Origin of the sequence: Sphingobium sp. DC-2 (genome assembly GCF_000722555.1) — a bacterium.
GTDB lineage: Bacteria > Pseudomonadota > Alphaproteobacteria > Sphingomonadales > Sphingomonadaceae > Sphingobium > Sphingobium quisquiliarum.
The window spans coordinates 37284-62030 of record NZ_JNAC01000162.1; the positions used below are offsets into that span (position 1 = coordinate 37284).

Sequence of the window (24747 nt, forward strand, 5' to 3'; positions counted from 1 at the left end):
GAAAGTGATTTATGGCCCTCATTTTTGTTTCAAGCAGCGCCTGCCGAATGCATCTCTGCGATTGATGTCTTCTGCAAAAGCTTGTTGGCATCGGATGCTCGCTGATCACACCTAACCCGTAATCGTGCCTCTGGCTGACATACCCGACAAACGTATAAGCTCGCCATGCGCGGGCGTCACCAACCCAATTCCGCGTGCGATCCCAAGCGCACAAGCTGCAAGGTGTCGTCATCGGGCTTGCGGTAAATCAGCACGAGGTCGGGCTTTATGTGGCAATCGCGATGGTCGCGCCAGTCGCCGGTCAGCGCATGGTCGCGGTGGCGCGGTTCAAGCGGCTCGTCGGATGCCAGCGCCTCGATGATCGGGATCAGGTCAGCGTCCAGCGTCTTGGCGTGCTGCCCCTTCTTCTCCCGCTTGTAGTCGCGCTTGAACCGCCCGAAGCGTTCAATCGTCCGCATTGAGGTCGGCCATCAGGTCGACCACCGTGGCGAACCGCTTGCCCTTTCCCTCGCGCGCTTCCTTCATGGCCTCGATCGTCTCGGCATTGGGCACCAGCGGTTCAAACGGCAAGGCCTTGTCGCGGGCAACGCGGGTCAGCATCAGGCGCACGGCATCGGAGACGGTCAGCCCCATAGCAGCCAGCACGGTCGCGGCTTCCTCCTTCACCGCTCCGTCGATCCGGGTCTGCACAAGAGCGTTTGCGGCCATGTCGATTTCCTTTCTGCATGACGATGTAATGCAAGCGAACGCAAAGTGCAATCAGGCAAAGCCCCGGCTATCGACATGGCGACCGGGCTTCGCGTTTTTCACCTTCAATGCTGTGAGTGCCATCGGTTCGGGGCCCTGATCGGGAATGTTGGGGCCGTTCTCACACTTTCGGTGGGCAAACGGTCCCACAATCGTTCCCACATTTTGGGCCAAATTCAGGCAAATCAGGGAGACGACCGCGAACAACTTACAAGACAAATCGTTGCTTTTTCAGTGTAGGTAGGGGTAGGGACGCCATCAGCTCGCTTGACACAAGGTTCTACACTCGACAGCGGGGGCCTCTACCACCGGGCAATTCTGCAGGATGCTGCAAACCGCGCGATATCAATGGCGGGCGAAAATTCGCTGACCGGCGCTGCCGAAGGCCACCACCGTATAGGGTTGGCGGGCAGCGCCTGCCACTTCCATGCCCTCCGAACCGATCGGCATCCCCGCAACCGCAATGCCTTTGACGCCCGCAGGACGGGTCGCCAGCAAGCGCTTGACGTCGGATATCGGGACATGGCCCTCGATCATATAGCCATCGACGATCGCGCTGTGGCAAGATGCCAGCGTCCGGGGCATGCCGGCCTTGCGCTGAAGCTCGCTGCGCGACGCATCGTCACGCATGACGACCTTGCGTCCCAGCTTCGCGCGCACGGCCTGCGCCCACTTCTCGCAACATCCACATCCCGGATCCCGGTGGACGACGATATCACTGGCCGCAAGCGCTACGCCGGGCATGGCGAGGAACAGCAAGGCGACGAATAGGCGGGTCTTCATGAAATGACTCCCGGAAGAACGATAAGCATGGGGCAGAGGCCCCTTCTTTTCTATACGCATCAATGCGCCCCTCCCCTCATCACGCAGATGATTTTACGATGGCGGGCGGCCTCCAGGCTAGCGGCAGGGACACAAGCAGCGCTAGCGATAGACCACCAATCCCCCACAGAACGAGCGGCTGCGCCCCGGGAGCGACGATGGCTATCGCCAGCGGCGCGAGCGCCTGCCCGATGCTGGCGGCGGAATGCTGGAAACCGAGCTTCACGCCTGAAGGGGCCCCGCCGCCGCTGATCCAGAAGCTGGTGACCAATCGAAGGGTTGCCGAGCTCCAGCCGGCAGCAACGATGATCCCACTGAGCTCGGCCATACTCGCGGCGACAGGAAACATGAAAAGTGCCACAGCCAGCAGGCCCAGCGTCAATCCGGCAAGCCGCCTCGGCACAGTGACCAGCCAATCCAGCTTTGCATGGAAGATCTGTGCCGCCAGCATGCCCAATCCGCAGAGACTGAGCATCCAGGCGATCTCTTCGCGGCTCAGCGAAATGGCGCTCCGCGTCACCAGGAGATTGACATGCATCGCCGCCAGCCCGCCGCCCGCGACGATCGTGATAAAAAGCAGGATCAACGTCGCGCCGAGCGTAGGCGCGGGCAGGTCTCCGCCATCGATGCAAGGTGCACACCAGCGCGGCAGACGCACGGCGCAAAGCGCCGCCCCGACGGCACCGATGCCGAGAGCGAGGATCATGAGGGGAGCGCGGGGCAGGATCGCGGCCGAGACCTCCGCCACCAGCGGACCGGCGAGATCGCCCAGAAACACGAAGGCGGTCAGCCAGGTGAAGCGGCGCGCCTGGTCCGCGCGCCCGCTTGCGGCAAAGCTCGCGCAGAGCAAGCCCAACGGTATGATGGCGGCCGACGCCATCCCCGCCACCAGACGCAATGCATAAAGCTCAGGCAACCCGACGAGGCCGATCGGCGCGGTCACCAGCGCGAGGATGACCAGCGCTGCGCGCAACATCGCCCGATAGTCGACCCGGTCCGCGATCCAGCCCCAGAGCGGCGCCGCCAGCAAGGCTGCCAGGGGATGGACCGCGGTCAGGCTCGCGACGTGAAAATCATGAGCGCTTGACGATAGCGCGCCACGAGCCGGGTCGACCAGTGCCGGAAGGAAGGCGAGAATGGCCGTCTGTCCCGCCGACGCCGCAGCCGCCGCGAGCAACAAGACGAAAAAGGAGGCCGGCCAGCGACCGTTGGCTTGCGATCCAGCCTTGTCACGCGGCGCGTTCGCGGTCGATCCCTCGAGTGGCCATCCGCGGATCACCACCAGGCGCGCAAGCCGATCACCAGCCTGTGTTCGGAAGGCCCTTCCCTGCGCAGGCGACGGAAATCGGCCGTGCCGTCAAATGCGCGCTCCCAGACGAAGCCGATATAGGGCGCGAACTTGCGCGACACCTCGTAGCGCAACCGTCCGCTCAGCTCGACATTGCTGAAGCCGCTGCCGAGCTGCCGATCGCTCGACCGCTTCGAATAGATATTGGTTTCCACCTGCGGCGTAAGGATCAACCGATTGGTGAACAGGACCTCATAGGAGGCCTTGGCGCGCGCCGCGAGACGCCCATCGGTTCCTACATAGCCGGTGAGCTGGACGTCGAACCAATAGGGCGCCAGTCCCTCGACGCCGGCGGCGAGCCAGGTGGTCGCACCCTTGCCGAGATCCTGCCTGACCCCGAGCAGCGTGCCCCAGAACGGGTTCTTGCTGTGCCACCACAGCGCCTCGACGCTGCTCTCCGGATCGAGACGTTGGTCGCGGGAGTTCTTGAGCCCCTGGCTGCGCAGCCAGAGCTTGTCATTGTCCTGACCCTTGGTGACGAGCACGGTCCAGCCCACGCCCTGACCCTCGTTGCCGCTGGTGAACTCGAGCTCATCCACAAGTATCTTGGGGATCGAGAGCTTGTCGGCCATCTCATAGCCCGGCAGCGTCGAGTTGCGATAGCCGTCGGCATAATCGTCCGAGTTGCGCGCGTCCGGCGGGGCCTTGCCACCCTGCATCGAGCCCATGTCCATCGTGGCGCCGTTACCGGACGCCTTCGTGTCGGTCATATCCATGCCCGGCATGTCCATGCCCGCATGCTCCTGAGAGCCTTGCGCGGAAGGTGAGTTTGGATCGGGAGTGGCCGTTTGGGCAGGGGTGGCGGCGGGCGACGGGGGCAAGGCATCCTGCGCGAGGGCGGGAGCCGTGATCGCCGGCGCCAGGAAGAGGGCAACGCCAAGAGCAATGCCGCGCGAGGGGATAATCCGGATCATGCGACCACCACCTCCCGGAACATGCCGGCCGCCATGTGATAGAGCAGATGGCAGTGGAAGGCCCATCGGCCCATGGCGTCGGCGGTGACGCGGAAGCTCACCCGCTGGGCGGGCTGGACCACGACCGTATGCTTGCGGACCTGGAAGGCGCCGTCCGGGCCTTCGACATCGCTCCACATGCCGTGCAGATGCATCGGATGCGCCATCATCGTGTCGTTGACGAAGGTGACGCGCAGCCGCTCGTTCGGCTTGAAATGCAGCGGCCGGGAATCGTTGAGCTTGATGCCGTCGAGCGACCAGATGAACCGTTCCATATTGCCCGTCAGATGCAGCTCGATGTCGCGCTCGGGCTCGCGCGGGTCGGGATCGCCGCCCGGCGTGCGCAGATCGGCCAGCGTCAGCACGCGCCAGCCGCGCCCGCGCAGCCCGGCGCCGGGATCGTCCAGATTGGTGCGGGGATAGTCGACGCGCATGTCGGTATTGGCGCCATATTCGGTGCGGGCGTGCTGTGCCCTGGCCGGCATCTCGGTCATGCCGTGCCCGGCATGCGCGTCGCCTCCCATTGCGCCCATCGTCGCCATCGCGCCCATCATGTCGACCGGCTCGAGCCAGGTCCGGGCATCGAGCGGCGGCACGGCTGCCGCCATGCCCGGAGCCGGTGCGATCGTGCCGCGGGCATAGCCGCTCCGATCGATCGCCTGCGCGAAGATGGTGCGGGCGCCGCCCTCGGGCATGGTGAACTCGACGTCATAGGTCTCGCCCGGGCCGATCCGGAATTCCTCGACCGTGACCGGCTCGACCGGCTGCCCGTCGGCCGATACGACCGTCAGCTCGACCCCCGGGATCCGCACGTCGAAGAACGTCGCCGTCCCCGCGCCGACGAAGCGCAGGCGCACGCGTTCGCCGGGCGCGGCGATACCGGTCCAGTTGCCGGCGGGCGGCGCGCCGTTCATCAGATAGGTGTAGGTCGCGGCAGAGACATCGCTGTAGTCGGTCGGGTTCATCCGCGAGCTGTTCCACATCCGCCGCCGCTCGAGCGCCTTCCCAAGGCCCATGGCGCCGACATCCTTGAGGAAGTCGCCGGCTGTCGGCTGCGCAAAATTATAGTAGCTGCTCTGCTTCTTGAGATTGAGGAAGATCTGCAGCGGCGGCTCGTCCGACCAGTCGCTGAGCACGATGCAATAGTCGCGATCGGGCGCCCGCGCCGCCGGCGCCTGTTTCGGCTCCACGATGATCGCTCCATAGAGTCCCGTCTGCTCGGCGAGCGTGTGAGCGTGATACCAGTAGGTTCCGCTCTGGCGGACCTCGAAGCGATAGGTGAAGGTCTCGCCCGGCGCGATGCCGGCAAAGCTGATGCCGGGCACGCCGTCCATCTCCGCCGGCACGATGATGCCGTGCCAATGGATGCTCGACATCTCCTTGAGGCCGTTGCGCACACGGAGCGTGACCGTGTCGCCTTCGCGCAGGCGCAGGACCGGCGCGGGCACGCTGCCGTTCACGGCGGTCGCGATACGGCGTTTGCCGGTGAAGTTGACTGGCAGCTCGGCGATCTCGAGGTCGAACTCGGTCCCGCTAAGCTCGGCGGGCGAGACTGGGGCGGATCGCGCGAGAAGCGCCGGGGCGAAGCCGGCAACCGCGCCGCCGATCGCCAGCCCCTGGACGAAACGGCGCCGTGCGATCGGCCGGATATGTAAGGGAGACATGAACTGTACTTTCGCGAAGTCGGGTTCAGGCGAGGTCGAGGACGATCCGGCCCTCGATGTCGCCATGGTGCATGCGGGAGAAGACGTCGTTGATGTTCTCCAGCTTGTCTGCATGGACCGTGGCCTTGACCTTGCCGTCGCCGGCGAACGCCAGTGCCTCGAGCAGATCGAGCCGCGTGCCGACGATCGAGCCTCGCACGGTAATGCCGTTCAGCACGGTGTCGAAGATCGACAGCGGGAAGTCGCCCGGCGGCAGACCATTGAGCGCGACCGTGCCGCCGCGCCGGACCATGCCGAGCGCCTGCTGGAACGCCTTGGGCGAAACGGCGGTGACGAGCGCTCCGTGCGCGCCGCCTATCGCCTTCTTGAGCGCTGCCGAAGGGTCCTCGCTGTGCGCGTTGACCGTCAGTGTGGCGCCAAGGCGTGTAGCGAGGTCGAGCTTGCTATCGTCGATGTCGACCGCGGCCACATTGAGACCCATGGCACGGGCATATTGCACCGCCATGTGGCCGAGCCCGCCGATCCCTGAGACGACCACCCACTCGCCGGGTCGGGCCTCGGTGGCCTTCAATCCCTTGTAGACGGTGACGCCCGCGCAGAGGATCGGCGCAATGTCGAGGAAGTCGACATTGTCGGGAAGGTGACCAACATAGTTGGGATCGGCGAGGACATATTCGGCAAAGCTGCCATTGACCGAATAGCCGGTGTTCTGCTGTTCGTGGCAAAGCGTCTCCCAGCCACCCAGGCAATGCACGCAATGCCCGCAGGCGGTGTAGAGCCAGGGCACGCCGACCCGGTCGCCTTCCTTCACATGGGTGACGCCCGCACCGACGGCGGCGACATGCCCGACGCCTTCATGGCCAGGAATGAAGGGCGGGTTGGGTTTGACCGGCCAGTCCCCTTCTGCCGCGTGCAGGTCGGTATGGCACACGCCGGTTGCCGCAATCTTGACCAGGATCTGCCCGGGGCCGACCGTCGGGATCGGCGCGTCCTCGATGACCAGGGGCTTGCCGAATTCGCGGACGACCGCCGCCTTCATGGTTTTCGCCATGTCCGTTTCTCCTTTTGAGCGAGGGGTCAGAACAGGCCGAGCGCGTGCTCGTCATAGGAGACGAGCAGGTTCTTGGTCTGCTGATAATGGTCGAGCATCATCCGGTGATTTTCACGCCCGAAGCCCGACGCCTTGTATCCGCCGAAGGCGGCATGGGCGGGGTACTGGTGATAGCAGTTGGTCCAGACCCGCCCGGCCTCGATCGCGCGGCCCAGACGGTAGGCGGTGTTGCCGCTCCGGGTCCAGACGCCCGCGCCAAGACCGTAGGCGGTGTCGTTGGCAAGTGCGATCGCCTCCTCGACCGTCTTGAAGGTGGTGACCGCCAGGACGGGACCGAAGATCTCCTCCTGGAAGATGCGCATGTGGTTCTGACCCACGAACACGGTCGGCTGTACGAAATAGCCCTGGTCGAGCGCACCGCCCGGCAGCGCCTTGGCGCCACCGACCAGACACTGCGCGCCCTCGGCCTTGCCGATATCGATATAGCCCAGGATCTTGTGGAGCTGGTCCTCCGACGCCTGCGCGCCGACCTGGACCGAGGGGTCGAGCGGATCGCCCTGGCGGATCGCGGCGACGCGCGCCACGGCGCGCTCGATGAAGCGATCGAAGATCGACTCATGGATCAGCGCGCGCGACGGGCAGGTGCAGACCTCGCCCTTGTTGAACGCGAACAGCGTGAAGCCTTCGAGCGCCTTGTCGAAGAAGGCATCGTCCTCGTCGAGCACGTCCGCCATGAAGATGTTGGGCGACTTGCCGCCAAGCTCCATCGTCTGGGGGATCAGATGGTCGGCGGCCGCATGCATGATCTGCTTGCCGGTGACGGTCTCGCCGGTGAACGAGACCTTGGCGATGCGCGGATTGGCGGCGATCGCCTGGCCGACGGTCCGTCCCGGGCCGGTGACGACATTGAGCACGCCGGGCGGCAGGATGTCGGCGGTGAGCTCGGCGAACATCAGCAAGGTGAGCGGCGTCTGGGATGCGGGCTTGATGACGGTGCAGTTGCCCGCCGCCAGCGCCGGGGCGATCTTCCACGCCGCCATCAGCAGCGGGAAGTTCCACGGGATGATCTGGCCGACGACGCCAAGCGGCTCGCGAAAATGATAGGCGATGGTGTCGGCATCGATCGTCGAGATCCCGCCTTCCTCGGCCCTGATGCAGCCGGCGAAATAGCGGAAATGGTCGATCGCGAGCGGAACGTCGGCAGCGCGCGTCTCGCGGATCGGCTTGCCGTTGTCGATCGTCTCGGCAAGCGCCAGCAACTCCATATTATCCTCGAGCCGGTCGGCGACGCGATTGAGAATCCTGGCGCGGTCGGCGGGCGAGATCCTTGCCCATTGATCCTTGGCGGCGTGCGCCGCATCGAGCGCGCGCTCGACATCTTCCGGCGTCGACAGCGCAAACTCGGCGATCTGGGCGCCATTGATCGGGCTCGTGTCCGCGAAATACTCGCCGCTCGCTGGAGCGCTCCATCGACCACCGATGAAATTATCATAGCGGTGTCGGAAGGACGCCGCAGCATTGATGGTCCCGATCGCCTTCTCGAACATCGCCTGTCTCCATCTTTACCGATGCCTGATGAAGTAGGCCTTCTGATGAGACGGCCTATAAGTAAGTTCCGCAGACAAAAATCAGGCAGAGTTTTTACGAAGCGCCAGGCTGGACACGCAAAAGAAGCCGATGATTTTCTCATCAGCTCATAGATTATCTCGTCGCCTAAGCAGGCAATGGCTCTCGCCATTCAATCGCGGCGCAGAGGTCACTGAAGTCGATCCGGCCATGCTTGGTCGGACCTCTTAATCGTAAGCGCGGACCCGCAGCTCGGTGCCAACTCCTGGAGCTTTACGCATCGCGGGCTCCTCTCTCTCGCGGTGGACGCCTGCTTCTCGTTATGAAATCCTAGAAACTTGGAACACCTCTTGAAGAACAGGCCCGCCGCGGGGGCAGCGGCGGGCCCTCAGACCCAGGGGTCTGTTCTCGGGGCTGGAAACCTCACATGTCGCTCATCGGCTTGTCGGCCATAGGCGTGGCCGGTTTCTTCTTGGCGGCCGGCTTTGCCTTTTTCATCGGCATCTTGCAGCAACCGCTCTTGGGCTTGCCAGCCTTGCTCGAACCGCTCCCCTGCGACGAGCCACCAGACATTCCGGCCATGCCCGCAGCGCCCTGCTGGCCTTGCGGCTTCTGCATGCCGGCTTGGTGATCCTGCATCATTTGGTCGTGCATCTGCTGCCCTCCATGATCCATCCCCTGCTGATGGGCATGGGCGGTGGATGGCTTCGGCTGCGCAGGGGCGTGCTGGGGCGCGGCGGGTGCCGATTGCGCCAGACCCGCGCCAGCGAAGTTCAGGGTCGCCAGGCAGCCGATCGCGCCGACTAGAAGTTTCGTCTTTCGCATTGTGGTTCTCCGCATGATGAGTCCTTGCCCGATCGCCGTTTGCGACCGCGACCATACCGACCCCTCATGCGGGCTTGGCCCTTTGGTCTGAATACGTAAGTTACGAATCCGCACTGGATCAGGACTGGCAGGCCCGCGATCTTGCGGGCGAAAACATGGTCCAAGGGTCCAGCGGATTCATGACTGCATCGCATTAAAGCTCGTGCAGACCTTTATTCTGAAACGCAATTGGCCCGCCGGGGAAACGGCGGACCAACGTTGCGGCCCGGTCAAACGATACCAACGCCTTGTATGGTGAGGCTTTGATCAACCGACCTCTGATGGGCTTTTGGTTCAGCACCCCCCGCCCGACCGATGCGACATGTCAGAAGCCCCCTCCTGGCTCCCCGATTCCCGCATGGCCATCCGGTGGCCTCGCATCATCTCACCGTGCATCTGGTCCTTGCCGTGCCGCATGCCCTCCATATGGGCCGTGCCGGACTGAGCCGGCGCAGGCTTGGCCTTGAGCGTCTCCTCGAGATCCGGCATGTCCGACGGCATGCCATCGGCGAGAACAGGCCCGGCACCGAGGGCAAGGAGGCCGAGGGCTGCGAGCGAAGTGATAACTACCGTTTTCTTGCGCACTATCGATTCCTTCAAGTCTGGTTTCCGTTCGACCGGCTTCAGATCCGGTCGTTTCTCGCTCCTCCGGGAGCTTGCCCTTGAGATGGTATCGGTCCTGACCCGGCAGTATACGTAATATGCGAAGCGGGTGGTCAGCCGGTCATGTCCGCCATCATTCGGCAGCTCGCCGCGCATTTCTTGCAGGTGGCCGAGCAACGCGCGATCCGCTGGTCCTCGCTATGACGCCCGCATTCCTCGGCGCAGCGCTCGCAAGCATCGGCGCAGGCGCGGCACAGGATGCGGTGCAGAGCCGATTCCCGCAGCATCGAGTTGGCTGTCGCCTGGCACAGTTCCGCACAGTCGTTCAGCATGGCGATCAACGACGCGCTCGCCAGCGCGCTGCTTTGCTTCGTCAGCCAGGCGGCGGTTTCGAGGCACATGCGGTGTGAAGCCAGGCAATCGTCGATGCAGTCCGTCATCGACATCGCCATCCCTTCCATTCGATGCTGCTGCCCCGCCGCCGGCGCAGCCAGCGTTCCGGCGGCGGCAAGGCCGGCGCCCGCCATCAGCAATTCGCGTCTCTCGATCATCATGCACCCTCCATCGGCTATCCCTTGCGCGGTGTGCCGCATCCGGCGGCCTCAGCCGTCGCCGGCGACCCATCCGACGCCGCACGCGCCTTCTCCCGCGCCATCCGGGTTTCCTCCCAGGGCCAGTGGCCGTTGATCTCGACCCCAAGCGAGATGCTCAGGAAGGTCCGCACCAGCACAAGCCCGGCCAGCACGATGAGATCGTCGAGCGTCGGGTTGATCACTAGCGACTTGACGATGTCGCCGGCGACCAGAAATTCCAGGCCGAGCAGGATGCTGCGGCCGAGCGCCGAGCGGAACGTGCTATAGGCCTCGGTTCGGTCGCCCGCCCTCGCCCGCCGCGCAAACAGAAAGGTTGCGAGCCCCGCCAGCGACTTGACGATGTCGCCGGCGACCAGAAATTCCAAACCGAGCAGGATGCTGCGGCCGAGCGCCGAGCGGAACGCGCTATAGGCCTCGGTCCGGTCGCCCGCCCTCGCCCGCCGCGCAAACAGAAAGGTTGCGAGCCCCGCGCCGACGAGGATGGTCAGCGTGCCCGCCAGTTCCAGGCCGATCACCGCAAGCCGGAAGAAGGCGCTCAGCCAGTCGGCCTCAATGGTGATCATACCAGCCTCGCTTGCGGATATTGTTGAAGCTGTCGGTGGCGTGACAGGCATAGCATTGGTCGACGCGCGCCTTCGATCCGGCTGCGCGCTGCGAGACCATGCTGAAATGCTCCATGAAGTGACTGGGCGGCGCCTTGTGGCACTCGGCGCACTGCATCGAATTGACCGATGGATGGCGGTAATTGGCGATCTTCCAGCTGTCGGTCTTGTGGCAGCTCGCGCAGTCGGTGCCGAACAGGCCCTGGTGCGGATCGCGGAACGCATGGCAGCTTGCGCAATTGAGCGCGGTCTCGGGGGTCACGCTTCGAATGTTTGTCGACATGCCCGCCAACGGCTGCCGCCACTTCGCCATGTCGAGCAACGCGGCGTGATCCATGCGGATGATGCCGCGCTCTCCCTCATGTTCGACGTGGCAGGAGGTGCACTGCGTCGCTTTCGCGGGCCGGCATCCCTCGGCGCGTCCGATCGCATCCGGATTGCGACCGCGGCGACCATCACCAGCAGGGCTGCGATGAAGACGGCGTAGGAAAGACGCTGCCAGCTCATAGCCAGCGCAGCCCGTAATAGAGCGCCGCGCCGACATGGAGCGCGAGCAGCGCGAAGATGAGACAGCCCAGCAGGATGTGCAGGATCCGCCACCGTGTGAACAGGGAGTTGGTTGCCTCTTCGGCACGGATCGCGAATTCGGTATCGGCCAGCGCCGCGGCGATCCCCGCCTTGTCCTGGGGGTGTTGGCCCGCGGGCGCATCCCCGGCGACGAACAGATAGCGCCTCCAGCCCGACAGCGGCGCGGCTGCGGTATCGGCCTGCGCCGGCGCCGCCGGCTCCTCAAGGAAGGCGGCGCGAAGCGAGGCCAGTTCCGACCTGCGTCCGCGCAGCGCCCGACCAAGCTGGGCAAGCAGGTAGCGGCCGATGAAGCCGGTAATGACCGTCATCAGCAGGAGGACGGTCAGAAGCAGTCCGACCGGGCTTTCGAGCTTGTGCGCGGCGTGGACCAGACCCAGGATCGGCGCCAGCACGCCGGCATAGATGTGGATGGCGAGCAGGGTCGGCTTGCTGACGAGCCGGGAGAGCACTTTGTCGACCCAGGCGATGTGCTTGGCCGCGACATAGGGAAGCGTCAGCAGCATCAGCACGAGCGCTGCGATCCCGATGATCCCGCCAGCGAGGCTGCCCGGAAAGCGCGGTGACACATGCACGAGGTAGCCGAACGGGAACAGCAGCAGGAACGCGACCAGCAGGCCGACGGCGATGTCGCTGCGTTCGCGCATCAGGCTTCGACCACGAGCGGCGTGCCCGTCCCCTTCGCCTGGCACGCCAGCACATAGCCCTGCGCCTTGTCGGCGGGCGCGAGGCCGGACTCGACCTCCATCGTCACTTCGCCCTGCAGCAGCTTGACGACACAGGCGCCGCATGTGCCCGCACGGCAGGCATAGGGGATCTCGACGCCCGCGCCCTCGGCCGCCTCGAGCACGGTCTCGTCCGCGGGCAAGGCGGCCGACACCCCCGACACGGAGAAGGTCACCGTGCTCGGCGCCACCTCGGTGCTCGGGGCGGGCTTATCCGCTGGCGCGGGCGCGGGCTTGACCTCGAGATCCTCGTGGTCGGCCGGCAGCGAGGCCGGACCGAACGCCTCGGTGTGCAGCTGCGCTTCGGGGACGCCGAGTTCCGCCAGCACGCCGCGCATCGCGCCCATCATCGCCGGCGGGCCGCACATATGGATCCGCCGGCTCGCGATCTCCGGCACCGCGGCCAGGATCATCTCGCGGGTGATCGGCCCTTCGGGGCCCATCCAGACGGTGCCGGGCGCGCGCTGCATCGCGGCGACGACATGGAGGTTGGGAAAACGGCGTTCGAGCCGCTCGAGCTCGTCGCGGAACACGAATTCCTCGGTCGACCGTGCGCCGTAGAAGAAGAAGATATCGCCCTTCCACGCGGTGTCGGTGAGATAGCGCAGCACCGACATCATCGGCGTGATGCCGACCCCGCCCGCGATCAGCACGATGCTTTCGGCATCCGTCCCCGTGAAGGTGAAGGTGCCGAACGGTCCGCTGACCTTCAGCAGATCATCTGCGACGATCTTGTCGTGCAGGTGCCGCGAGACCACGCCCTGCTCCTCGCGCTTGACCGTCAGCTCGACATAGGCCCGCTGGGTCGGGGAGGAGGCGATCGTGTACGAGCGACGCGCGGTCTTGCCTGGCTCGGGCACCACCTCGACCTGCAGGAACTGTCCCGGCAGGAAGTCGAACGGCAGCCGGTCGGCAGCCGGGTCCGCGAGCCGGAAGGTCAGCACGGTCGGCGTTTCTCGCACGATCTGTACCACACGCAGCTGCCCCGCCCAGCTTTTGGGCTTGCGCAGCGAAGCCCCCGCGGGCGCGGCCGCATTGCTCGGCGCGAGCCCAGCGCTATCGGCAACGGGTGCAGGCGCGGGCGCGGGCGCAACCCTGGTAGCGGGAGGGGCAGCCTTCGGCTCCGGCTTTGCCAATGCCTTGCCGGTGGCGACACCGCCGGCGATCGCCGCGATACGCCGCAGGCGGAAGATCTGCAGCGCGATCAGCGTGGCGCTCACCAGCCCCAGGAACAGCATGAGAAGGAGGTGCGAAGGCGAGATGCCGAACCAGTGATCGGCATGGCCGGGCGCGGCCTGGTCGATGTCGAGCTGATCGCGCAGCCAGGCAAGCCCGACCTCCCGGGGCGGCTGCAAGCCTCCGATCGCGCCCTGCGCGGCGGTGCCGGACCGGAACAGGTCGGTTCCCTCGCGCAGGCGGCGCGCCGCATCGAGCCGGGCCGAGACCGTGGTCGCACGCGCGCCGTCGGCCGAGGCGGCGTTGATCATCGCCAAGCCCATGCTTACCCGTTCCCCGGCCTGCGCAGCGACCCGCTGCCGGGCCGCTTCGTCGAGCGCGGGAAAGGCGAGCAACTGCGAAAAAAATGCGGTGCGGCGGGAATCGTGCCCATGTTCATTCTCGCCTTCGCCGTTGATCATGCGCTCCATCATGGAGTTCATCATCGAGGCCATATCGGAGGTGCCGACCTCGGGCTTTGCGGACATTGCGCCATCGGCCATCCCCGCACCGCCCGAAGTATCCCCATGATGTGCCGAATGGTCTTCGCCCTCCTGAGCGTGCACGCTCGCAGAGGGAAGGCTGAAAGCGAGCAACAACCCCAGACCCGAAAGGCGAAGGCTGGTCCAAACGCACATGTCGACCCCCTTCGCGCCCTTACATGTCCTTCATCGGCATCGCCGAATCCGCAGGCGCAGGCTCGGTCTTCGGAGCGCTGCTGTTCATGCCTCCCTGGCGCATCGCATCATGGTCCATGGCCTGCTGGTGATGCCGCTCCATCTCCTGTTCATTGGCCATGGCGTCCGAATGATCCATGCCGGCGGGATTTACGCTATCAGCGCCAGCCGCGGGTGCGGCGCTGTTGGCCGCAGCCGGCACCGTCTGATCGGTCTTGCGCTCACAGCCCGAAAGCGCCGCCATCGAGAGCAGGCTAACGCTGATTAGCGACAGTATGGCTTTTCGATTTCCGACCATTGCTTCTTCCTTTCGTACTGGAGGAATCTCCGGGTGGCCGTGAGCCACCCGGAGCAGAAATCATTGGGCTTGGCGAAGAATCTTGCGGCACTGATCGTGCGACAGGTTCATGGGATTACGACCCTGCTGTTTCATCTCGCCATGGTCATGACGTGTCTGGAGACCCATATCGCCCTCCATGGCCCTACAGCTTTCGACCTGTGCGGAGGTAGGCGGCGTCGTCGCACAGGCGCCCAGAAGCAATGCTGGAACAATCCCAGCCACTATATGTATTCGTGTCATGATAAATCCCCTTTTAATAATGGTGTTTGTTCTTCCTGCGAGGTTTGCTCTTATATCTTTCGGTGATCAGTTCTCCGCCTTTCCGTGAGGAACGTGAGAATAGGGCAATCGGAAACAGGAACTTCGCCCGGGCACTCATCGGCAAGCAATCGAAGCATGTCGCGAATATCGGACAGGCGCTTGAGCCGGACTTCGGCGTCCGTAATCTTGGCGAGCGTGATATCGAGCACGGCCTGCGCATGCGCGGTGTCCGATGCCCTGAGCGCCAGCAGCTGCCGGGCCTGATCGAGGGTGAAGCCAAGCTCCTGCGCCGAGCGGATGAAGTTGACGCGCTCGAGGTCGGTCGCGTCGTAGAGCCTGTAGCCCGCTGCCGTGCGCGCGGGCTCGCGCAGCAGGCCCATTCGCTCATAATAGCGGATCGTATCCCGCCCCACGCCTGCGGCCGCGGCCAGTTCGCCGATCTTGAAATTGCCCATGTCATCCGCTCGATCATGCCGGTTGGACCACGGTCCAGGGTCAAGCGGTTTCGCTTTGACCCCGAACGGTCTCCTCGTCGCCGGCGGCCCGCTGCCCCGACGCGTCGCATCAGGGCAGCCCGTGCCGCCCAGTTCTTGCGAAGCTCGACGATGTCGTGCTTGGCAGGCGTGCCGTCGGCGACGGACACGTGCGCGAAGTGATCGTCAAAGATATGGTCGATCGTTACATGGCCGACGAGCTGGCGGTGATAGGTCGGCGCCACGCCCTTGGACGGACCCGGATGGGTCACGACGCGATAGACCTCGAGCTTCTGGCCGACCTCGGCGCCGTCGGCCTTGCCAATGCACACGACGGTGCCGTTGTTGCCCGTGTCGACGATCGAACCGCGCATGAAGAAGCTGTGCCCGATGCTCTGGGCCATAGTGGGGACGGCAGCAAGCATCGAAATGCCGGCAAGCGCGACCATGAGAGTTTTTCTGACCATATTCACCTCCTTGGATGGTAAGCCACCGCCCGGACTTTGCCGAGGGGAAGAGCGTCTCTTCAGGCTTGGGACTACGGTCCCGGGTCCAGCCTCGATATACGTAGAGGCCGCAGCCGATCTTCTTCCCCGGGCCGGATCTTTATTGACGCGGAGTTGACGGAATCAGCCGTCAGCACTTCAAAATCCGCGCGGCGCGAGACTTTGGTTGGCTGCGCCCGCGAAACCCGCTAGATATCGAGGCCCGTGAAACGCCTGCTCGCCCTCCTGCTCGTCATCGGAGCGCTGTCCGGTCTCTTCGGAGCCCAGATGGCGGCCGCGCACAGCGTGCCGCAGGCGGCAGGCGCGCCGCTGGCCAAGGGCATGGATGCGGACTGCATGGCGATGATGGCCAAGCAGCAGCCTGCGCCCAGCGAAAAGCCCTGCAAGGGCCTGACGCTCGATTGCATCGCCGCGATGGGGTGCGTGATCCCGCTGGTCGCAGCGGACCTGGCAGGCGGCGTTGCGCCTGCGCGTCTCTACGACGCGCCCAGCTTCTGGACGACCGACACGATATTGACCGGCAAGGCGGTTGCGCCCGAGCCGGATCCTCCCACCAGCCTTGCCTGATTGAACGAGCACGGGCTGCGCGCATCGATCGATGCGTGCGCGCCCGGTTTCCTTCTTTTCAGTCAAAGGTTTTCGTGATGATCAAACTGCTTCCGGCCGCCCTTGTGGCGGCCCTCAGTCTCGCCGCGCCTGCGCTTGCAACCGACGCGAGCCGCACGCCGCAAGGCCATTGGGAATGGCGGTCGGCGCCGCAATATGGTCCGCGGGCGACTGGCCCTGCGCGTGTCCGCATATGGGTGCCCGACAGCCGGGACATGGCCAGCTGCGATTGCGCGATGATGCAGGCAAGCGCCGCCGACTGCATGCGCGGCGCAGTCAGGTCGGACAAGGGCTAAACCCGCTCCGGAGCGGCGCGTCACATCTTGGCGCGCCGCCTCTGTCATGAGGGGATGATATCCATGATCATGATGCCGAGGCGCGCTGTGCGACGCCTGTTGCTCTCTATCGGTGCGACGCTTGCGAGCGCCTGGGCCGTGCCGGTGTCGGCCGGCCCGCTCACCTACGAGCAGGCAGTGAGGCTCGCTGCCGCCAACGCGCCAAGCCTCAAGGCGCGCGCGGCGGCGACAGCCGGCGCCCGCTCTTCGGCGGTCGCGGCCGATCGCCTGCCCGATCCGACGCTCGACCTGGGCCTGCAGAACTTCCCGGTGAGCGGCCCCAATGCCGGCAGCTTCACGCGCGACGATTTCACTATGGCGACGATCGGGTTCAGCCAGACCTTCCCCAATCTCGCCAAGCGCCATGCACGCGCCGCGCGCGCCGCGGCCGATATCGGTATCGCCGAGGCGGGCGAGCTGGTCGAAGGCCGCAACGTGCGGCTCGAGACCGCCCTCGCCTGGGTCGATCTCTATTATGGAGAACGCCGGCTCCGGCAGCTCGACCTGCTCGATGCCAGCCTCGACGACCTGCAGAAGACCGTGACCGCACGCCTGGCGTCGGGCAGCGCGCGCCCGAGCCAGGCGCTCGAGCCCGACCAGCTCCGCGCCGCCATCGCCGATCGCCGCGCCGAGATGGCTGCGGTGGTGGCGCAGGCGCGGGCCCGGCTCGCGCGCTATACCGGCGACCCCGACCCGCAGGCGACGGGCGACCCGCCGATGCTCGATGTCGATCCGATCCGGCTGCGGGCCGGGATCGATGCGCTTCCCGCCCTGCGCGCGCAGGACGCGCGGATCGCAGTCGCCGAAGCGGACGTGCGTCTCGCGCGCGCCGACAAGCGCCCCGACTGGAAGGTCGGCGTCACCTATGGCCGGCGCGATCCCATGTACGGCGACATGGCCTCGGTCGGCGTGTCGATCGACCTGCCGCTGTTCGCCGGCAAGCGCCAGAACCCCAGGATCGCTGCAAGCGAGAGCCTTGCGCAAGGGGGTCGGTTCGACCGCGAGGCGATCCGCCGCGAGCTGGTGGCGCAGCTCGACGCCGATCTCGCAGACCATGCCATGCATCTCTCCCGGTTGCGCAATGCCCGCGAGACGCTGGTGCCACTCGCCAGGCACCGCGCCGAGCTCGACCGCGACAGCTATGGCGCCGGCAAGCTCGACCTTGGCGCCGCGCTGCTCACGACGCTCGGGCTCGCGGAGGCCGAGGTCGAGGCGCTCAACCGCGAAGCCGACGTCGCGCGCGACGCGGTCCGCATCACTATCACCTATGGGGAGGAGCGGCCATGACGCTCGATAAATCCGCGCTGCGCTGGGGCGCATCGATCCTGGCTGTCGCGCTGCTGGCCGGCGGCACAGGCTATTGGGCTGGCCATCGCCAGGCACCGCAATCGGAGGCGACCACGCCCGCCGGGGCAGGCAAAGTCCTTTACTGGTACGATCCGATGTTCCCCAACCAGAAGTTCGACAAGCCCGGCAAGTCGCCCTTCATGGATATGCAGCTCGTGCCGCGATACGCGGACGGAGGAAGCGCCGGCGCGGCCCCCACGGTCGCCGTCGATCCCGCCGCGCGGCAGAGCCTGGGATTGCGGGTCGTCGCGGCGAAGATGGGCAGCCTTGCCTCGGCCCTCGAGGTCACCGGCACGATCGACTTCAACCAGCGCGACGTCGCCGTCATCCAGGCGCGTTCGGGCGGGTTCGTGAGCCGCGTCTATGCGCGAGCGCCCGGGGACGTGGTCCGCGCCGGCGCGCCGATCGCGGACCTGCTCCTGCCCGAATGGGGCGGCGCGCAGACCGAATATCTGAGCGTCAGGCGGCTCGGCAAGCCCGATCTCACCGCGGCCGCGCGCCAGCGGCTGCGGCTGATGGGCATGTCCGACGGCCTCATCGCCAGCGTCGAGCGGAGCGGTCGGCCGAACGGCGTGGTGACCATCACGACGCCGATCTCGGGCACGATCCAGACGCTCGACGCCCGTGCCGGCGTGACGCTCGCCATGGGCCAGACGCTCGCCCAGGTAAGCGGGCTCGGCACCGTCTGGCTCAATGCCGCGGTGCCCGAAGCGCGCGCGGGCGATGTCCGGGTCGGCCAGAATGCCAGCGCCACGCTGGCGAGCTTCCCCGGCGAGCGCTTCGCCGGCCGGGTGATCGCGATCCTGCCGACGACGCAGGCCGACAGCCGCACGCTCACCGTGCGGATCGAGCTGCCCAACCGGGACGGGCGGTTACGGCCGGGCATGTTCGCCAGCGTCGTGCTTGGCGGCGATGCCAAGCCGGCGCTGCTGGTGCCGAGCGAGGCGGTGATCCGCACGGGCAAGCGCACGCTCGTCATGCTCGCCGCAGGCGACGGGCGCTATCATCCCGCCGAGGTCCGCATCGGCCGCGAGGCGGGCGGTGAAACCGAGATCCTTGCCGGCCTGTCGCCCGGCGAGAAAGTCGTCGCCTCGGGGCAGTTCCTGATCGACTCCGAGGCGAGCCTGTCGGGAATCGAGGCGCGGCCGATCGGCGGCGGTGCGGCATCGGCGACCATCGCCGCGCCGAGGTCGAAAGCCACGCTGTACGAGACGACGGGCAAGATCGAGCGGCTCACGGCCAATGCGGTGACGCTCAGCCACGAACCGGTCCCCGCGCTCGACTGGCCCGCGATGACGATGACCTTCGCGCTCGCCGATCCGGGCATCGCGCGCGGCTTCAAGGCGGGCGACCGGGTTCGGTTCGGGTTCGACCGGCCCCCGGCGGGACCGACGCTGCGGCGTATGGCGAAGGTGGCGGGCCGATGATCGCCCATCTCATCCGCTGGTCGGTCAAGAACCGCTTCTTCGTTCTGATCGGCATGCTGGCGCTGGTCGGCGCGGGCCTCTGGGCGGTACGATCCACCCCGATCGACGCCCTCCCCGATCTGTCCGACGTGCAGGTCGTCATTCGTACCAGCTACCCGGGTCAGGCGCCGCAGATCGTCGAAAACCAGGTCACCTATCCGCTCACCACCACCATGCTGTCGGTGCCAGGCGCCAAGACGGTGCGCGGCTATTCCTTCTTCGGCGACAGCTTCGTCTATGTGATCTTCGAGGACGGCACCGATCTCTATTGGGCGCGCAGCCGCGTGCTCGAATATCTGAACCAGGTGCAGGGGCGCCTGCCGGCGAGGGGTTGGCTGGGTCTATGAATATGCGCTGGTCGACCGCACCGGCCGGCATGACCTGTCGCAGCTGCGCGGTCTGCAGGACTGGTTCCTGCGCTATGAGCTCAAGACCGTGACCGGCGTCGCCGAGGTCGCCAGCATCGGCGGCATGGTCAAGCAGTATCAGATACTGCTCGATCCGGTGAAGCTCGCGGCCTACGGGGTGACCCACGCCCAGGCGGTCGAGGCGATCCGGCAGGCCAATCAAGAAGCGGGCGGGTCGGTGCTCGAGCTGGCCGAAGCCGAATATATGGTGCGCGCCTCAGGCTATCTGAAGACGCTCGACGATTTCCGCGCGATCCCGCTGAAGACGGCGGCCGGCGGCGTGCCGATCCGCCTCGGCGACGTCGCCACGATCCAGATCGGCCCCGAGATGCGGCGCGGCATCGCCGAGCTGAACGGTGAAGGCGAGGTCGCAGGCGGGGTCGTGATCCTGCGCTCGGGCAAGAATGCGCGGGAGACGATCGCGGCGGTCAAGGACAAGCTCGCGGACCTCAAGAGGAGCCTGCCGCCGGGCGTCGAGGTGGTGACGGTCTATGACCGCTCGCAGCTGATCGACCGTGCTGTCGAGAACCTCACCCACAAGCTGGTCGAGGAGTTCGTCGTCGTGGCCCTGGTCTGTGCGCTCTTCCTCTGGCATGTCCGCTCGGCGCTCGTCGCGATCCTCACCCTTCCCTTGGGCGTGCTCGCCGCCTTCGTCGTGATGCGCTACCAGGGCGTCAACGCCAACATCATGTCGCTCGGCGGCATCGCCATCGCGATCGGTGCCATGGTCGATGCGGCCGTGGTCATGATCGAGAACGCCCACAAGAAGATCGAGCGCTGGGAGCAGGACCATCCGGGCACGCATCTCGACGGCGAGACGCGCTGGATCCTCGTCACCGAGGCGGCGGCCGAGGTCGGGCCGGCGCTGTTCTTCAGCCTGCTGATCATCACGCTGTCGTTCATCCCGGTGTTTACACTGGAGGCGCAGGAGGGCCGGCTGTTCGCGCCGCTCGCCTTCACCAAGACCTATGCGATGGCCGCCGCCGCGATCCTGTCGGTGACATTGGTGCCGATCCTGATGGGCTGGCTGATCCGGGGGCGGATCCCGCCTGAGCAGGCCAATCCGGTCAATCGCTGGCTGACCGATCTCTACCGGCCTGCGATCGACTGGACGATGAAGCGGCCCAAGACCGTGCTGCTGATCGCGGCTTTGGTGTTCGCGACCACGGCCTGGCCGCTCAGCCGGCTCGGCGGCGAATTCATGCCCAACCTCGACGAGGGCGACCTGCTCTACATGCCCTCGGCCCTGCCCGGTCTCTCGGCCGCCAAGGCGAGCGAACTGCTCCAGCAGACCGACCGGCTGATCAGGACGGTGCCCGAGGTCGAAAGCGTGTTCGGCAAGGCGGGGCGTGCCGAGACCGCGACCGACCCCGCCCCGCTCGAGATGTTCGAGACGACGATCCAGTTCAAGCCCCGCGACCAGTGGCGACCAGGCATGACGCCCGAGAAGCTGATCGACGAGCTCGATCGCCGGGTGAGGCTTCCGGGGCTCGCCAATATCTGGGTGCCGCCGATCCGCAACCGCATCGACATGCTCGCGACGGGCATCAAGAGCCCGATCGGGGTCAAGGTGTCGGGCAGTGATCTCGCCGAGCTCGACCGCATCGCCCATGATGTCGAGACCGTGGCCAGGACCGTGCCGGGCGTCAGCTCGGCGCTCGCCGAGCGGCTGACCGGCGGACGCTATGTCGATGTCGACATCGACCGCGCCGCCGCTGCGCGGTTCGGACTCAACATCGCCGACGTGCAGGCCATCGTCTCGGGCGCGATCGGCGGCGAGACGATCGGCGAGACGGTCGAGGGCCTCGCCCGCTATCCGATCAGCGTGCGCTATCCGCGCGAATTGCGCGACAGCCTCGACGGGCTGCGGGGGCTACCGATCCTGACGCCCGCGGGCCAGCAGATCACCCTCGGCACGGTCGCCAATGTCACGATCGCCGAAGGGCCGCCGATGCTCAAGACCGAGAATGCCCGGCCCTCGACCTGGGTCTATGTCGATGTGCGCGGGCGCGATCTCGCCTCGGTGGTTGGCGATCTGCAACGCGCGGTGGCGAGACAGGTTCGGCTCTCGCCGGGGGTCAGCATCGCCTATTCGGGCCAGTTCGAATATCTCGAGCGCGCGGTCGACCGCTTGAAGCTGGTCGTGCCCGCGACGCTGCTGATCATCTTCGTGCTGCTGTACCTCATCTTCGGCCGCTTCGACGAGGCGGCATTGATCATGGGCACGCTGCCGTTCGCGCTGACCGGCGGCATCTGGACGCTCTATCTGCTCGGGTTCAACCAGTCAGTCGCGACCGGGGTCGGGTTCATCGCGCTGGCCGGCGTCTCCGCCGAGTTCGGCGTGGTGATGCTGATCTACCTCAAAAACGCTCTGGAGGAGCGCACCGACCCTGATGCCGCGGATGTCAAGGCAGCGGTGCGCGAAGGCGCGCTGCTGCGAGTCCGGCCGAAGGCGATGACGGTCGCTGTGATCCTCGCCGGCCTGCTGCCGATCCTGCTCGGGTCAGGCGCGGGCTCCGAAGTCATGAGCCGGATCGCGGCGCCTATGATCGGCGGCATGCTGACCGCGCCTTTGCTCTCGATGTTCGTCCTGCCCGCCGCCTACCTGCTGCTGCGCCGACCGAAGTCCGACCACATCCCTCAACCCGCTTCATTATGAAGGAGAAGACGATGAAACATGCACGACTGACCCTGGCCCTCGGCCTTGCCGTCCTGACCGCCGCGTGCGGCAAGAAGGCAGAGGCCCCGGTCGCGGCCGAGACCAACCAGGCGGCCGCGGCTGCGACGATGGACGGCGATATGGACAATAGCAAGGCGGTGTCTGGCGCGAGCGGCGCTATCAAGGCCAAGGGCCATGGCACCGTCACCGCGATCGACAAGGCGGCGGGCACCATCACGCTCGATCATGGTCCGATCCCCGAAGCCCAATGGCCGGCGATGACGATGGCGTTCAAGGCAGCGCCGTCGATCACCGATGCGGTCAAGGTCGGCGACAAGGTCGATTTCGACCTCTCGCTCAAGGGCAGCGACGGCGAGGTCACCGCGATCGCAAAGCAGTGATCCGCTAAATTCGACCGGAAAAAGCTGGTTGCGTCGCCGCTCCAGGGCGGCGACGCCCGTGCCGACCGTCTGCCTGGCTGTGTGCGCCCGGTCTACGAATGCAACCGGCAACGCCCAACGCCAGCGGTGTTGCCCTACGCGATCACCGGCAGTTTGAGCACGCTTCGCGGATCGCACATTGAACGTGCAAGCCGCCCTTGCCCGCGATAGCCTGAGCGACAAGGAGCCAGTTCAGGATGACCCAGCCAGTATGACCTTGTTTCCCACGACACATCACGATCTCTTGAGCGAGCTTGTCCGTCGTTGGCGAGACGATCCCGGCGCCACCTATCGCTCCTGGTTTCTGTGGGACGAACGGCTGAAAAACTTCCGCTCCATCCGTCGTGGGCTGCAGCAGGTGGTCGCGGAAATCGAAAGTGGGCGGTTTGGCGTCGCTTATCGGGGCTCGTCACTGGAAACGGTTGTCCACTCGATCGCCGAACAACGGCAGATCTTCAAGGGCGCCGACCATGCTTGGCTGTGGAAGCCCAAGCTGCGCATTCCAGACATTTACGAAAGCCCGGCCAACCAGCGGGCGTTCGGCCGCCTGCTCGACAATTGCTCGTGCTGCGATACCGCCGAGGAGATCATCAGCCACATCCGCAGCATAGACGCGCTCAAGATCAAGGGGCTGGGGCCGGCGGCGGCCAACCTGCTCTATTTCCTTCACCCGACGCTGGTGCCGCCCTTCAATACCGCGATCGTCAAGGGCTACAATGCCGTCACCGGCGCCAAGGTGAAGCTCGGGTCATGGGATCATTTTCTCGCCATGCGCGCCGGCATCCTCGACCTCAACGACCGTTACCGCGAGTTGCTCTCCAACGATCTCGGCGCGATCGGCGGACTGTTGTTCGATATCGGCTCGGGCCGCTATCCCGCGCCACCGCTGGAGGATGACGCAACGGCGGCCGACGACTGGCTCGGCAGATTGGAACATGCCAGAGCGGAGGCAAGCCGGCTCGACAAGACAGCCGCCGCGCAGGGCGAAACCGATCGCACGCACGCCGAAATCCAGGCCTGGCTGCGCGACCTCGGCCATGCCCTCGGTTACGATGTGTGGATCGCCGCCAATGACCGCGGTCGACTTCACGCTGGCTGCCCGCTTGGACAGGGATGCCTCGAGCGCCTTCCAGACGCCATTGCGACCTCTCCCGGAGCGGACTCGATCCGCCTCATCGACGTGTTGTGGCTGGCGAAGGGTGGCGACGGCGTCGCCGCCGCGTTCGAGGTTGAACATTCGACCTCGATCTACTCGGGGATCGTGCGCATGCTCGATCTGGCGCTGTCGGGGAGCGATCTGCACGCTGCCGCCGGGCTATTCCTGGTCGCACCGAATGCGCGCGAGCAGGACGTTCGCGCGCAACTCCGTCGCCCGGCTTTCAGCCGTATTGCCGATCTCGACTTCGCCTATCTGCCCTATGGCGAGCTGGAGAGAAACAGGGACGCGATCGCTCGTTTTGGAACGGGATTGAAGGCCATCAAGGCGATCTCAAGCCCCCTTCCCTGAAACACGGACCATTGTGCCGCTGCTGGCAAGGGCCACCGGCCAGCTCCATAAGCTCATGCCGGTCCGATGAGGTTGCTTGGGGAGCGACGCCCTCCTGCAATCGAGTCGACCAGCGACCCCATCAGCCGATCTTCGCCATCAGCCTGCCCGCTGCGCCCTGCTCTGCAGCAAGGTTGCGATTATAGGCGAGTGGCATTCGCGGTGACTTCCACCGCAATGCATCCATGATCCCAGCCAGATCCTCTCCGCTCGCAAACAGATCCTGGTTCAGCCCGATCGGCGGGCCAGTGCTGCGCCGCGTCCGGCGGCCTCAGCCGTCATAGGCGACCCATCCAACGCCGCACGCGCCTTCTCCCGCGCCATCCGGGTTTCCTCCCAGGGCCAG

Annotated in this window: 24 protein-coding genes and 3 pseudogenes; 8 read left to right on the forward strand and 19 right to left on the reverse strand. The window is 65.9% G+C overall.

Going from position 1 to position 24747, the window contains the following annotated elements:
• Positions 1-176 precede the first annotated feature (176 nt).
• From ET21_RS0123725 to ET21_RS26265, 9 genes are all read right to left on the reverse strand, one after another.
• Positions 177-458: a type II toxin-antitoxin system YafQ family toxin gene (locus ET21_RS0123725; RefSeq protein ID WP_004212690.1), complete on the reverse strand. Its 282-nt coding sequence runs from the start codon at positions 456-458 to the stop codon at positions 177-179.
• Positions 445-708, reverse strand: a complete 264-nt coding sequence (locus tag ET21_RS0123730; protein ID WP_004212689.1) for a type II toxin-antitoxin system RelB/DinJ family antitoxin — start codon at positions 706-708, stop codon at positions 445-447. Before ET21_RS0123730 ends, ET21_RS0123725 begins: the two co-directional genes overlap by 14 nt.
• A 384-nt stretch (positions 709-1092) precedes the next feature.
• Positions 1093-1530 carry a DUF411 domain-containing protein gene (locus ET21_RS0123740; protein WP_007683347.1) on the reverse strand — a complete coding sequence of 146 codons (438 nt, stop codon included), beginning with the start codon at positions 1528-1530 and terminating at the stop codon, positions 1093-1095.
• Positions 1531-1609: 79 nt separating this feature from the next.
• The gene (locus tag ET21_RS0123745; protein ID WP_007683345.1) at positions 1610-2851 is read right to left on the reverse strand and encodes an MFS transporter; all 1242 of its coding nucleotides are present in this window, start codon (positions 2849-2851) and stop codon (positions 1610-1612) included.
• Entirely contained in the window at positions 2845-3831 is a 987-nt protein-coding gene (locus tag ET21_RS0123750) for a copper resistance protein B (protein WP_009823975.1), read from the reverse strand. The genes ET21_RS0123745 and ET21_RS0123750 overlap by 7 nt, the downstream gene beginning before the upstream one ends.
• Positions 3828-5534 (reverse strand): copper resistance system multicopper oxidase, encoded by a 1707-nt coding sequence (locus ET21_RS0123755; RefSeq protein WP_007683343.1) that lies wholly within the window; start codon positions 5532-5534, stop codon positions 3828-3830. Before ET21_RS0123755 ends, ET21_RS0123750 begins: the two co-directional genes overlap by 4 nt.
• A gap of 25 nt (positions 5535-5559) precedes the next feature.
• Entirely contained in the window at positions 5560-6585 is a 1026-nt protein-coding gene (adhP, locus tag ET21_RS0123760) for an alcohol dehydrogenase AdhP (protein WP_007683342.1), read from the reverse strand.
• Between the two features lie 26 nt (positions 6586-6611).
• Entirely contained in the window at positions 6612-8132 is a 1521-nt protein-coding gene (locus tag ET21_RS0123765) for an aldehyde dehydrogenase family protein (protein ID WP_007683341.1), read from the reverse strand.
• A gap of 442 nt (positions 8133-8574) precedes the next feature.
• A complete protein-coding gene (locus ET21_RS26265; protein WP_236617702.1) occupies positions 8575-8793 on the reverse strand; it encodes a hypothetical protein in 219 nt (72 codons plus the stop codon).
• On the opposite strand from ET21_RS26265, the gene ET21_RS27435 reads away from it, so the two are divergent.
• Positions 8779-8958 carry a hypothetical protein gene (locus ET21_RS27435; protein WP_013039104.1) on the forward strand — a complete coding sequence of 60 codons (180 nt, stop codon included), beginning with the start codon at positions 8779-8781 and terminating at the stop codon, positions 8956-8958. The two genes, ET21_RS26265 and ET21_RS27435, sit on opposite strands and share 15 nt — an antisense overlap.
• 351 nt (positions 8959-9309) lie before the next feature.
• Here ET21_RS27435 and ET21_RS0123775 read toward each other — a convergent pair whose 3' ends face one another.
• From ET21_RS0123775 to ET21_RS28700, 9 genes and pseudogenes are all read right to left on the reverse strand, one after another.
• A complete protein-coding gene (locus ET21_RS0123775) occupies positions 9310-9600 on the reverse strand; it encodes a hypothetical protein (protein WP_013039105.1) in 291 nt (96 codons plus the stop codon).
• A 131-nt stretch (positions 9601-9731) separates the two neighbouring features.
• A complete protein-coding gene (locus ET21_RS0123780; RefSeq protein WP_007683338.1) occupies positions 9732-10172 on the reverse strand; it encodes a four-helix bundle copper-binding protein in 441 nt (146 codons plus the stop codon).
• 14 nt (positions 10173-10186) lie between these two features.
• Entirely contained in the window at positions 10187-10825 is a 639-nt protein-coding gene (locus ET21_RS26270) for a DUF1622 domain-containing protein (protein WP_337587971.1), read from the reverse strand.
• Entirely contained in the window at positions 10761-11150 is a 390-nt protein-coding gene (locus ET21_RS26275) for a cytochrome c3 family protein (protein WP_193378994.1), read from the reverse strand. The genes ET21_RS26270 and ET21_RS26275 overlap by 65 nt, the downstream gene beginning before the upstream one ends.
• A 166-nt stretch (positions 11151-11316) precedes the next feature.
• Positions 11317-12045: a hypothetical protein gene (locus ET21_RS0123800; RefSeq protein ID WP_030541631.1), complete on the reverse strand. Its 729-nt coding sequence runs from the start codon at positions 12043-12045 to the stop codon at positions 11317-11319.
• Complete coding sequence (locus ET21_RS0123805) at positions 12045-13976, reverse strand: 2Fe-2S iron-sulfur cluster-binding protein (RefSeq protein ID WP_030541632.1); 1932 nt, start codon at positions 13974-13976, stop codon at positions 12045-12047. Before ET21_RS0123805 ends, ET21_RS0123800 begins: the two co-directional genes overlap by 1 nt.
• 19 nt (positions 13977-13995) lie before the next feature.
• A complete protein-coding gene (locus ET21_RS0123810; RefSeq protein WP_237751665.1) occupies positions 13996-14361 on the reverse strand; it encodes a hypothetical protein in 366 nt (121 codons plus the stop codon).
• Between the two features lie 284 nt (positions 14362-14645).
• Positions 14646-15071 carry a heavy metal-responsive transcriptional regulator gene (locus ET21_RS0123815; RefSeq protein WP_030541634.1) on the reverse strand — a complete coding sequence of 142 codons (426 nt, stop codon included), beginning with the start codon at positions 15069-15071 and terminating at the stop codon, positions 14646-14648.
• A 131-nt stretch (positions 15072-15202) separates the two neighbouring features.
• Positions 15203-15556, reverse strand: a pseudogene (locus ET21_RS28700) (hypothetical protein); the annotation flags it as partial.
• Positions 15557-15799: 243 nt separating this feature from the next.
• On the opposite strand from ET21_RS28700, the gene ET21_RS0123825 reads away from it, so the two are divergent.
• From ET21_RS0123825 to ET21_RS0123855, 7 genes and pseudogenes are all read left to right on the forward strand, one after another.
• Positions 15800-16162 (forward strand): hypothetical protein, encoded by a 363-nt coding sequence (locus ET21_RS0123825; protein ID WP_007406428.1) that lies wholly within the window; start codon positions 15800-15802, stop codon positions 16160-16162.
• A 77-nt stretch (positions 16163-16239) separates the two neighbouring features.
• Positions 16240-16497: a hypothetical protein gene (locus ET21_RS0123830; protein ID WP_007683334.1), complete on the forward strand. Its 258-nt coding sequence runs from the start codon at positions 16240-16242 to the stop codon at positions 16495-16497.
• 63 nt (positions 16498-16560) lie between these two features.
• Complete coding sequence (locus ET21_RS0123835; RefSeq protein ID WP_013039107.1) at positions 16561-17823, forward strand: TolC family protein; 1263 nt, start codon at positions 16561-16563, stop codon at positions 17821-17823.
• Positions 17820-19310, forward strand: coding sequence for an efflux RND transporter periplasmic adaptor subunit (locus ET21_RS0123840; protein WP_021243085.1), 1491 nt, complete (start codon positions 17820-17822; stop codon positions 19308-19310). The genes ET21_RS0123835 and ET21_RS0123840 overlap by 4 nt, the downstream gene beginning before the upstream one ends.
• Positions 19307-22415 (forward strand): annotated as a pseudogene (locus tag ET21_RS26280) (efflux RND transporter permease subunit). The gene ET21_RS0123840 and the pseudogene ET21_RS26280 overlap by 4 nt, the downstream one beginning before the upstream one ends.
• Before the next feature lie 11 nt (positions 22416-22426).
• Positions 22427-22816, forward strand: coding sequence for a copper-binding protein (locus ET21_RS0123850; protein ID WP_030541636.1), 390 nt, complete (start codon positions 22427-22429; stop codon positions 22814-22816).
• A gap of 250 nt (positions 22817-23066) precedes the next feature.
• A complete protein-coding gene (locus ET21_RS0123855) occupies positions 23067-24362 on the forward strand; it encodes a hypothetical protein (protein WP_030541637.1) in 1296 nt (431 codons plus the stop codon).
• A gap of 121 nt (positions 24363-24483) precedes the next feature.
• Here the strand turns inward: ET21_RS0123855 and ET21_RS28705 are convergent.
• Positions 24484-24639: pseudogene (locus ET21_RS28705) on the reverse strand (integrase); the annotation flags it as partial.
• Positions 24640-24747: the final 108 nt, after the last annotated feature.